This window comes from Novosphingobium sp. JCM 18896, from assembly GCF_025938095.1.
In the GTDB taxonomy this organism is placed as follows: domain Bacteria; phylum Pseudomonadota; class Alphaproteobacteria; order Sphingomonadales; family Sphingomonadaceae; genus Novosphingobium.
Genome location: NZ_JAPCZF010000004.1, coordinates 133,757 through 143,806 on the forward strand (window position 1 = coordinate 133,757; position 10,050 = coordinate 143,806).

At 69.7% G+C, this 10,050-nt stretch carries 12 protein-coding genes; 3 read left to right on the top strand and 9 right to left on the bottom strand.

Annotation, left to right across the window (positions count from 1 at the left end):
* Positions 1-32: 32 nt before the first annotated feature.
* Entirely contained in the window at positions 33-794 is a 762-nt protein-coding gene (locus tag OLX23_RS15185) for a 16S rRNA (uracil(1498)-N(3))-methyltransferase (RefSeq protein ID WP_264445860.1), read from the bottom strand.
* A 221-nt stretch (positions 795-1,015) separates the two neighbouring features.
* Here OLX23_RS15185 and OLX23_RS15190 point away from each other — a divergent pair, with 221 nt between their 5' ends.
* A complete protein-coding gene (locus OLX23_RS15190) occupies positions 1,016-1,249 on the top strand; it encodes a hypothetical protein (RefSeq protein ID WP_264445861.1) in 234 nt (77 codons plus the stop codon).
* Between the two features lie 3 nt (positions 1,250-1,252).
* On the opposite strand, the gene OLX23_RS15195 is transcribed toward OLX23_RS15190, so the two are convergent.
* On the bottom strand, positions 1,253-1,942 hold the full coding sequence (locus tag OLX23_RS15195) for a DNA alkylation repair protein (protein WP_264445862.1): 690 nt from the start codon (positions 1,940-1,942) through the stop codon (positions 1,253-1,255).
* 45 nt (positions 1,943-1,987) lie between these two features.
* Between OLX23_RS15195 and ubiA the strand changes: the two genes are divergently transcribed.
* Positions 1,988-2,902, top strand: coding sequence for a 4-hydroxybenzoate octaprenyltransferase (gene ubiA, locus OLX23_RS15200; protein WP_264445863.1), 915 nt, complete (start codon positions 1,988-1,990; stop codon positions 2,900-2,902).
* A 6-nt stretch (positions 2,903-2,908) separates the two neighbouring features.
* Here the strand turns inward: ubiA and OLX23_RS15205 are convergent, their stop codons facing one another.
* Positions 2,909-3,295 (bottom strand): VOC family protein, encoded by a 387-nt coding sequence (locus OLX23_RS15205; RefSeq protein WP_264445864.1) that lies wholly within the window; start codon positions 3,293-3,295, stop codon positions 2,909-2,911.
* A gap of 97 nt (positions 3,296-3,392) precedes the next feature.
* On the opposite strand from OLX23_RS15205, the gene soxR reads away from it, so the two are divergent.
* Positions 3,393-3,836: a redox-sensitive transcriptional activator SoxR gene (soxR, locus tag OLX23_RS15210; RefSeq protein ID WP_264445865.1), complete on the top strand. Its 444-nt coding sequence runs from the start codon at positions 3,393-3,395 to the stop codon at positions 3,834-3,836.
* Here soxR and OLX23_RS15215 read toward each other — a convergent pair.
* The 6 genes from OLX23_RS15215 to OLX23_RS15240 form a co-directional block, all read right to left on the bottom strand.
* The gene (locus OLX23_RS15215) at positions 3,833-4,120 is read right to left on the bottom strand and encodes a BrnA antitoxin family protein (protein WP_264445866.1); all 288 of its coding nucleotides are present in this window, start codon (positions 4,118-4,120) and stop codon (positions 3,833-3,835) included. The genes soxR and OLX23_RS15215 overlap by 4 nt on opposite strands.
* Entirely contained in the window at positions 4,080-4,352 is a 273-nt protein-coding gene (locus OLX23_RS15220; protein ID WP_264445867.1) for a BrnT family toxin, read from the bottom strand. The genes OLX23_RS15215 and OLX23_RS15220 overlap by 41 nt, the downstream gene beginning before the upstream one ends.
* 100 nt (positions 4,353-4,452) lie before the next feature.
* Positions 4,453-7,881: a chromosome segregation SMC family protein gene (locus OLX23_RS15225; RefSeq protein WP_264445868.1), complete on the bottom strand. Its 3,429-nt coding sequence runs from the start codon at positions 7,879-7,881 to the stop codon at positions 4,453-4,455.
* Between the two features lie 33 nt (positions 7,882-7,914).
* Positions 7,915-8,673: a DsbA family protein gene (locus OLX23_RS15230; protein WP_264445869.1), complete on the bottom strand. Its 759-nt coding sequence runs from the start codon at positions 8,671-8,673 to the stop codon at positions 7,915-7,917.
* A gap of 98 nt (positions 8,674-8,771) precedes the next feature.
* Positions 8,772-9,464 carry a DsbA family protein gene (locus OLX23_RS15235; RefSeq protein ID WP_264445870.1) on the bottom strand — a complete coding sequence of 231 codons (693 nt, stop codon included), beginning with the start codon at positions 9,462-9,464 and terminating at the stop codon, positions 8,772-8,774.
* Positions 9,465-9,466: 2 nt separating this feature from the next.
* A complete protein-coding gene (locus OLX23_RS15240) occupies positions 9,467-10,036 on the bottom strand; it encodes a DUF721 domain-containing protein (protein ID WP_264445871.1) in 570 nt (189 codons plus the stop codon).
* Positions 10,037-10,050 lie beyond the last annotated feature (14 nt).

Here is a 10,050-nt window from a genome sequence, read left to right on the forward strand (position 1 = left end):
CCGTTAGGTGAGGGCGGTATCCAGCGCCAGCATTAATTCTGGCCCTCGCTGCCCCAATCTCCGACAGTCCCCATCCACAGCGCGGTGGCGGCGATCGTCGCGGTTTCGCCGCGCAGGATGCGCGGGCCCAAGGTGATCGCGCGGGCCTGAGGCAGGGCGCGGATGGCGGCGCGCTCGGCCTCGTCGAAGCCGCCCTCGGGACCGACCAGCAGCGCGGCCGGGCCTTGGTGCGCGGCGAAGGCGGCGGCGGCGGGCTCGCCCCCCGTCTCGTCGGCGAAGAACAGCATTCGGTCCTCGGGCCAGTCGCGCAGCAGGGCGTCGAGCTTCACCGGCGCGGCCAGTTCGGGCAGCGCGGTCCGCGCGCATTGCTCGGCCGCTTCGGTGACGATCGTCCGCGCGCGTTCGGCGTTGAGCGCGTCGGCGACGCAGCGCCGCGTGATCAGCGGCTGGATCCGCCGCACGCCGAGCTCGGTCGCCTTTTCGAGCACGAGGTCGAAATTGGGCTTCTTGAGCAGCGCCGCGCAGAGCGTGAAGTCGGGCACCTGCTCGCGCTCGCGCAGCAAGGTCTCGGGCACCAGGACCACGTCGCGCTTGCCGGCCGAGGCCACGCGCGCGGCCCATTCGCCGGTCGCATCGTCGCAGAGGATCACCGCGTCGCCCTCGGCCACGCGCATCACGCGCGACAGGTAGTGCGCGGGCTGGCCGTCGATCGCCACGGCGGCGCCCTCGCTCAGCGGGCCGGGAACGAACAGGCGGGGGGCGCTCTTGGGCGGCCAGGCGGGGGTGGCGGGCATGGCGCTGCGATAGCTTGCCGACGGAGCCGACGGAAGGCCGCGCGGCCATCGGGAAATACCGAAAGCAGAGAGGAATCTTTCGGAAACCGTGAAACGTAGCAAAGCGCAAATGCCTCTGTGCGAAAGTTCACATCCTGGGGGTGTGGCGGCGCACAGAGGCTGGCGGCGGCAGTCCCCATAACACGGTCATCCGATGGACGGATGACGTGAGGGGATGGGCGATGAGCATGGTTTTCGCGCTGGTGCTGCTGGGATGTGCGGACGACGGTACCGCCTGCGAGCGTCTGGCGACGCAGCCCGAGCGTTACGCCACGCGCGCGCTGTGCGAGGCGGGCCAAGACGCCGCGCTGCAGAGCGACGCCGCGATGAGCGCCGATTTCCCGACCGTCGTCTCGCGCTGCCTGCGCAGCGATGCCGCCTCTGCCGGCGGTGGGCGCGGGCCGGGAAAGCGCTGAAGCCTAGGCGCCGATCCGCTTCAGCGCCTCGCGCCGGCTGAGCCCCGACAGGCGGCTCTCGTTGGCCTTGACGTAACGCCGTACCTCGTCGGGATCGATCCGCGCATATTGCCGCAGTGCCCAGCCGATCGCCTTGCGCAGGAAGAACTCCTTCGATTCGAGCGAAGGCTCGATTGCCGCATAGAGCAGGTCGAGGTCGGTCTTTTCCTTGGCGTGGAGCTGGCAGATGATCGCGCTGCGGCGCTTCCACATGTCGTCGTCGTGCGCCCAGGCGCGCATCGCCGCGGTCATCGCCGCGCGGTCGTTCTGCAGCAGCGGCCAGAAGCGGGGGCCGGCGATGTTGTCGACATGGTCCCACCAGGCGCCGGTGACCGCCATCTCCTCGTACATCGGCAGGGCTTCGGTGGTCTGGAAGCCCCGCGCGGCGCGCAGGCCGGTCAGTTCGATCGCGGCATAGCGCTGCTCGCGGAATTGGGCCGAGCGCCAGATCGCCAGGACATCGGCCTGCCAGGCCGCGGCATCGGACCAGGCAAGGCCGGCGAACACCGCCTTGCATGTCTGTCTCAACGGCACCGAGGACACGCCGAGATAGGGCATCGCCGATTTCATATAGGCCTGCATTGCCGGCGCGCGTTCGGGCTCGGCGACGGCGCGCAGTTCGGCGAGGACGGTGCGGGCGAGACTCGTGGTCATGGCTTTCGTTAGCCTTGGTCGCTGCCTCGGGCTATGGCCGCGCGCATGGCCGCCGACACGCTTCCCGATATCGTCCCCGACACCGAGCATCGTGGGCTCGTCGCGGCGCTACCGCCGACCTTGCGCAACTATGCTCTGCTCGCACGGTTCGACCGGCCGATCGGCTGGTGGCTGCTGTTCTGGCCCTGTGCCTGGGGCGTGCTGCTGGCGGGCGGTGAAGCGCGCTGGGACCTGGTCCTGTGGCTGCTCGCCGGTGCCATCGCCATGCGCGGCGCGGGCTGCGTCTACAACGACGTGGTCGACGCCGATCTCGACCGGCAGGTGGCGCGCACCGCCTCGCGGCCCGTGGCCAGCGGCGCGGTGAGCAAGAAGGCGGCCTGGGCCTGGCTGCTGCTGCTCTGCCTGATCGGCCTGGTCGTCCTGCTGCAGCTGCGCTGGCAGGCGCAGCTCGTCGCGCTCGGCTCGATCGCGCCGGTGGCCGCCTATCCGTTCATGAAACGCATCACCTGGTGGCCGCAGGCCTGGCTCGGCCTCGTGTTCTCCTGGGGGGCGCTGGTCGGCTGGACCGAGCTCAGGGACGACAACTGGATGGTGCTTGCCGCGCTCTATGCCGGTTCGATCGCTTGGGTCATCGGCTACGACACGATCTATGCGCTGCAGGACCGCGAGGACGATGCGCTCGTCGGCATCCGCTCGAGCGCGCGCGCGATGGGCGCGCATGTCCGCGGCGGCGTGTCGATCTTCTATGCCTTCGCCGTCGCGCTGTGGGGCCTCGCCTTCTGGCTGCTGCGCCCCGACTGGCTGTCGCTGGTCGCGCTCGCACCCGCCGCGGCGCATCTCGCCTGGCAGGTGCTCACGCTCGATACCGACGACGGCGCCAACCCGCTCGCGCGCTTCCGCTCGAACCGCTTCGCCGGCCTGCTCGTGGCGCTGGCCTGCTGGGTCGTCGGCAACGCCTGAGCGGGTCTATTCGTAGCAGACCAGCTCGAACTCGATCCCGTCCCAGTCGAAGAAGTAGAAGCGCCGGCCCGGCTCGTAGTCGTCGTGCCCGAAGGGTTCTAGCCCCGCTTCGATCACCACGGCCTCCGCCGCGGCGAGATCGTCGACGACCAGACCGACGTGGTTGAGCGGCTGGCCCTTGCGAAAGCGCGGGGCGTCCTTCTCCCGGCTGCCGAAATGGCCTGAATAGAGCGCGATGTAGGAGCTGTCGTCGCCGACGTGCAGCGACCAGCCATCCATCGACGCCGGACCGCGCCAGCGCACCTGCCAGTCGCAGAGCTGCTCGAGCAGTTCGGCGCTGCGCTGCGGATCGGAGACGGTCAGGTTGGCATGTTCGATATGGCCTTTGGGCATGCGTTTCCTCCTGTGTTTTGGGGGATGGAGAATCGATCGCTTGTCCATGGTGCAACCTCAAGCTAACTTGAGGTCAAGTCGGAAAGGCCTTTTGCGCGTGGACCGCAACGATCTCATTCCCATCGGCATGCTGGCCAAGCGCACCGGCCTCGCGGTTTCGGCGATCCGCTTCTACGAGAGCAAGGGCCTGCTGACCTCGCTGCGCACCGCGGGCAATCAGCGCCGGTTCCTGCGCTCGGACATCCGCCGGCTCAGCTTCATCCTGATTGCGCAGCGGCTGGGCCTCGGGCTCGGCGAGATCGAGGAGGCGCTGTCGACCCTGCCGCAAGGGCGCACGCCCACCCTGTCCGACTGGCAGCGGATCAGCCGCTCGCTGCGCGGCGAACTCGACGCACGGATCAACCTGCTGACGCGCACCCGCGCCAAGCTCGACGAATGCATCGGCTGCGGCTGCCTGAGCCTCGATCGCTGCCGGCTCTACAACAAGGACGATCGTGCCGGCGTGGCCGGTGCGGCCGGGCCGAGGTTCGTGCTGGACTAGATACCGAGCGCTTTGCGCAACTCGGCATTGATCCGCGATTGCCAGCCTTTGCCAGTGGCACGGAACTTCTCGATCACTTCGGGATCGAGGCGCAGGGTCACCTGTTTCTTGGGGTTCTCGCTGGGGGGACGGCCAGGCCCAGGATGAGTCCATGTCCCCTGCGCTTCGCGAAGAACCTTTCCACCTGTGGAAACCCGAGCATAACGAAAGTGCGCTTCGGTCCACTCTGGAGAATCATCGGGATCAACCCAAGACTCGTCGATACCTTGCTTGTTCTCGCTCATTGGCTTTTCTCATCGAAATGATCCGACGTTTGCCGTCCCGGATCGTCCAACTCATTGCGATCAATCGCTGATCCAAAAGGCCGAAGGAATTGTATCGTACTTCGCCGTAGTCAAAACGATCGTCGATCCAGGTGTATTCCGTTCCATCGAAAATTTCGGCGGCACGGGCAAAATCCAGCCCTCGCTTGAGTAAGGTCAGTTGCCGTTTGGGCTCGTCAAAACTTATCTCCACGGCAGCGCTCCTAGTGGAACCAAGCCAGGCCAGTGCCTTTTGAGCCGAACTATTCCAGCGCCGTTGGAATATATGTAGCTACATTATTCTGGGGGTCAACCTACTCCGCTGCCGCGAGCAGATCTGTCGCCGCGGTCAGGTCGACGCTGACCAGGCGCGAGACGCCCTTTTCGACCATGGTCACGCCGAACAGGCGATGCATGCGGCTCATCGTCACGGCGTTGTGCGTGACGATCAGGTAGCGCGTGTCGGTCTCGGCGGTCATGGCTTCGAGCAGGTCGCAGAAGCGTTCGATATTGGCGTCGTCGAGCGGCGCGTCGACCTCGTCGAGCACGCAGATCGGCGCGGGGTTGGTCAGGAACAGCGCGAAGATCAGCGCGACCGCGGTCAGCGCCTGCTCGCCGCCCGATAGTAGGGTCAGCGACTGCAACCGCTTGCCCGGCGGCTGGGCGTAGATCTCGAGCCCGGCTTCGAGCGGGTCGTCGGAATCGACCAGTGCGAGATGCGCCTGGCCGCCTTCGAACAGGCGGGTGAACAGCCGGCGGAAGTGCGCGTCGACCGCCTCGAAGGCGGCGCGCAGGCGCTCGCGGCCCTCGCGGTTGAGGCTGCCGATCGAGCCGCGCAGGCGGTTGACCGCCTCGGTCAGTTCGGCCTGTTCGGCGATGCTCGTCGAGTGGCGGCCCTCGGCCTCGGCGAGTTCGTCGGCGGCGACGAGGTTGACCGGGCCGATGCGTTCGCGATCGGCAGTCAAGCGGTCCATCGTCGTCGATTCCGCACCGGCCTCGGCGACGTCGGCCGAATCGAATTCAAAGCGGCCGGGCAGCAGCGGCGGCGGGCACTGGAAGCGCTCGCCCGAGATGCGGCCCATTTCGACGCGGCGCTGCTCCTCGTTCTCGGCGCGAGCCGTGGCGCCGGCGCGCTCCTCGCGCGCGGTGGCGAGCGTCTCGCCGATCGCGCTCAGCGTCTCGTCGGCGGCGCGGCCGGCCTGGGTGGCCTGCGCGAGGACCGCTTCGGCGGCGGCGAGTTCGCTGGCCAGCCTCTCGCGCACCTCGTCTCCGGCCTCGATCTCGCGCACGAGTGCGGCGGGTTTGGCGGCGATGACGGCGCGTTCTTCCTCGATTTCCTCGAGCCTGCGCGCCATCTCGGCAAGGCGACCGGCGGCGTCGCCCGCGCGCGCCTGCCAGTTCTTCATGTCGGTGCGCTGCGCCGTCGCGCGCTCCTTGGCCACGGCGAGCGCCTGGTCGTGCGCGGACAAGGTCGCCATCGCCGCCTGCAGCGTCGCGCGTGCGGCCTGGTTCCGGGCCTGTGCGGCGGCGAGCGCGGCGCGACCGGCTTCGGGATCGGGCAGGCCGGCGCGGTGCGCCTCGGCCTCCGCGCGCTCGCCCTCGGCGCCCCGGCGCTGTTCGGCTAGGTCGGCCTCGGCGGCTTCGAGCTCGGCGCGTCGGGCGGTAAGGCGCGCGCGCGCATCCTCGGCCTGGTCGACCGCGCGCAAGGCGCCGCGCTCGGCCTCGGCGGCGCTGGCGACCGCGCGTTCGGAGGCGATCACACCCGTCTGCAGATGCGAGAGCTCGGCCTGGACCTGCCCCTGGACTGCTTCGGCCTCGGCCGCGAGCGCGCGCTTGCCGGGCAGTTCGGCGTCGAGCTGCGCGAAGCGGTTCTCGGCTTCGAGCCGCGCGGCTTCGGCGGCGCCTTCGCCATAGGCGACGAAGCCGTCCCAGCGGCGCAGGCGGCCGCCACGCGTCACCAGCCATTCGCCGGGCTTCAGCGGGCGGAGGTCGTCCGCCTCGGCGACGTGGACCAGCGCGAGGCGCGCGGCCAGTTCGGGCGGGCACTCGCGGACGTGCTCGGCGAGGCCGCCGGCAACGGGGCTGGGCGCGGCGGCGCCGGTCCAGAAACGTCCTTCCTCGTCCGCCGGCGCGGGGCCCAGGGCGGTACGCGCGTCGCGGCCGAGCACGGCGGCGACCGCGCGCTCGTAGCCGGGCGCGGCGCGCACGCGGTCGATCGCCTGGGGCAGGCCGTGCTTGGCCTTGGCCTGCTTCTCGCGCGCCTCGCGGTCGCGCAACAGTGCGCCGTGTTCGCGCTCGACGCCGGCGAGTTCGGCCTTGGCCGCGGCCAGCGCCGAAGCGGCGGCGTCGCGCGCGGCCTGGAGTTCGGCCTTGCGCGCCTGCTGGGCCTCGACCGCGGCGCGGGCTTCGGCGAGCGCGGAGGTGGCGGCATCGCGGCGCGCGGTCGCTTCCCGCACGGCGATCTCGGGGTCGCCTTGCTGGGCCAGCGCCTCGCGTTGCGCCTGCTGGCGCGTGATCTCCTGATCGAGCCGCGCGAGCCGCGCCGCGGCCGCGTTGACTTCGGCCTCGGCGACGCGCCATTCGGCCTCGACCCCGGCCTGTTCGGCGGTGGCCTGGGCCAGCGCCAGCTCGGCCTGCTGCGAGGCCTGCTCGGCGCCTGACAGGGCGTTGGCCAGCGCCGGGCGCTGCTTCTCGTCCACGGCCAGCTTGGCCTCGCCCGCGGTCAACTCGCGTTCGAGCGTGGCGAGCGCCTGGGCGGCGTCCTGGGTCAGCCGATCGGCATCGACGCGATCCTGTTCGAGCCGCGCGCGCTGGCGATCGAGATCGGCGAGGCGCTGTTCGGCGCTTTCGAGCTGGCTGGTCAGCGCGGCCATGCGGTGGCCGTGCGCGGTGGCATCGTCGCGTCGATCGGCCAGGGTGTCGCGCGCCTCGGCCAGCGCATGCGCGGCGGCGGCCTGGGCGTCCTGCGCGGCCTTCACCGCGCCCTGGGCCTGGGCGACGCGTGCCTCGGCCGCCTGGGCTTCGGCGCGCGCGGCATCGGCGGCTTCGGCAGCGTCGCGCCAGCGCGCGAAGATCAGCCGCGCCTCGGCCAGTTTGATCTTGTCCGAAAGCTGCTTGTAGCGCTCGGCCGCGCGCGCCTGGCGGCGCAGTGATGCGATCTGGGTGTCGAGACCGGCCATCAGGTCTTCGAGCCGGGCGAGGTTGGCCTCGGTGGCGCGCAGCTTCTGCTCGGCGTCCTTGCGGCGGACGTGGAGACCCGAGATGCCCGCCGCCTCTTCGAGCATCATCCGGCGCTCGGCGGGCTTGGCGGCGATCACCGCGGCGATGCGGCCCTGGCTGACCAGCGCCGGCGAATGGGCGCCGGTCGCGGCATCGGCGAAGATCAGCGCAACGTCCTTGGCGCGGACGTCGCGGCCGTTGAGGCGATAGGCCGAACCCGCGCCGCGTTCGATGCGGCGCACGACTTCGAGGTCCTCGCGCTCGGCATCTTCGGCGAACAGGATGACTTCGGCGAAGTCGCGCGGCGGGCGCTGCGCCGTGCCGGCGAAGATCACGTCCTCCATGCCGCCGCCGCGCAGCGACTTGGCCGAGCTTTCGCCCATGACCCAGCGGATCGCTTCGAGCAGGTTGGACTTGCCGCAGCCGTTGGGACCGACGACGCCGGTCAGCCCGCTCTCGATGCGCAGTTCGGCAGGCTCGACGAAGCTCTTGAAGCCAGAGAGCTTGAGCCGCTTGATGCGCATCGGGAGCCTAGGCGCTCATGGTCAGCGCCAGGATCAACGTGCGCCGCGCTGTTCGAGCTGGGGCTTGATCTCGGCCCAGGTGTTGCCGGTGACCTTGTCGCCGTTGATCATGAAGGTCGGCGTGCCGGTGATCTCGTACTTGGTGCTGGCGTCCTGCGTCTGCTGCGCGAGCTCGGTCGCCTTCTTGGTGTCGGCGAGGCAGGTCGAGGCCTGATCGACCGCCACGCCGCGCGCGGTGATGAAGGCGTCCATGCCCGAGGCCTTGGCCAGGCTGACGAAGCTGGCAGGCGGCTGCTGCGCCTGGATCGCCTGCATCTGCGCGTCGCCGGCCTTCTGCAGGTTCTCGAACATCGTCGGCTGCCAGGCCCAGAACTGCTCGGCCAGGCCGGGCACCGCCTCGGGCGCGGCGCAGGTCACGAGCAGCGCGGCGGGCATGTCGAGCGCATTGAGCATGAACAGGCGCAGTTCGTAGGACACGCGGCCGCTGGCGACGAACTTGTCGCGCAGTTCGGCGCTGCTCTTCTCCGAGAATTCGGCGCAGTGCGAGCACGACAGCGCGCCGAACTCGACGAGCTTGATCGGCGCTTCGGGATTGCCGAGCAGATAGCCGCCTTCGGGTGTCTTGGTGACGACGTCGGTCCAGGCCTTGCCCGCCGGCGGCGCGACGTTGGCCACCGGCTCACCCTTGGCGGCACTGCCGCCTTCGCTGCCCTTCGAGCAGGCGGCCAGGCCGAGCGCCAGCGGCGCGACGGCGAGAGCGAGGGCAAGACGGCGAAGCGGGAAGCGAGTCATGAAGAAACCTCGTCGATGAAGGGGAAAGGCTAGCGGAAGCGCCGGGGGCTTAGAAGGCGATGCGGCTTTCGCGGGCCGACATCTCCACAGGTGTATCCTCAGAAACGCGCCTGGAGCTGGGTGCTCAGGCTCTGCCAGTCGTGCGTGCCGGCGAGCAGCACGCCGTTGAGCATGAAGCTGGGCGTGCCGGTGACGCCGTCGTTCTGCGCCTGGGTGGTCTGCGCGACGAGCCGCTTGGTCATCGCCGGGTCGGCGAGGCAGCGGTCGAGCGTGGGCCGGTCGTAGCCGCGCTGTGCCATCAGCCCGTAGAAGCCGAGGTCGCCGGCGATCGCGCGCATGCGCGCGACGGTATCGCCGTTGTTCCAGCGCGCGCGCTGCGCCTCGCTGGCGCTGTTCACTCGCGCCATCCAGGTATCCTGGCTGCGCATGATCAGGCTGTGATTGATATAGAACCGCGAAGGGGTGCCGCAATTGGTCAGCAGGGCCGCGGTCATGTCGATCGCATCGCGGACCAGATGGCGGACCTCGACCTGGACCTTGCCGGGCTGCACATAGGCGAGTTGCAGCGGCATCTCGGCATCGCGCTGGAAATGCGCGCAGTGCGGGCAGGTGTAGCTGACGTACTCGACCAGCTTCACCGCCGCGGCGGGATTGCCGAGCAGATGGCTACCCGCGGGCGAGACCGAGACCGCGGCCAGCCAGTTGCCACGCGGCGCCGGGGCGGCGGGCTTGGTCGCGCCGATCGAGAGCGTTGCCGCGACGGCCAGGACGGCGAGGCGAAAGAAGCGCATCGTCAGTTCGGTTCCTTCTTCTGCGTACCCAGGCTGCGGGCCAGCGATTCGAGCACGGCGCGCAGTTCGGGATCGCCGATGTCGCGCAGCGATTCGCCGAGCTCGATCGGAATCGGCTTGAGCGAGGGCGGCGCGGCGGGTTTTTCAGCAGGCGGCGGCTTAACCTCGCCTTGCCGCAGCTTGACCTTGGAGACGGCCTTGTAGCCGAAGAAGCGGTTCACCCGCTCCATGATCTCGGGAATGACGTGCTGGATCAGCGGCGCGTGCGCGGGCACGACGACGAGCTGGAGAATGCCGTCGCTCTTCTCGCCGGGTGGGAAACGGATCGCCTCGGGCGTGCAGACGCGCGCGTGGTGCGGGCCGACGATCTCGGGCCAGCGGGTGACGACGCTCGACTGGACGAAACCGAAGCGGCGGAAGGCGGTGCGGCCGATCTCGGGCATCAGGTCGGAGATCGCGCGCGCCTGGCCGCCGCGCGGGCGCTCGTAGCGCTTGATCACGGCCTTCGGCCCGGCCTTGGCCCCAGCGCTCTTGGGCGCTGCTTTCGGTTTCTCTGGGCGGTCCCGTTCCATTGTGTTCGGCCCAA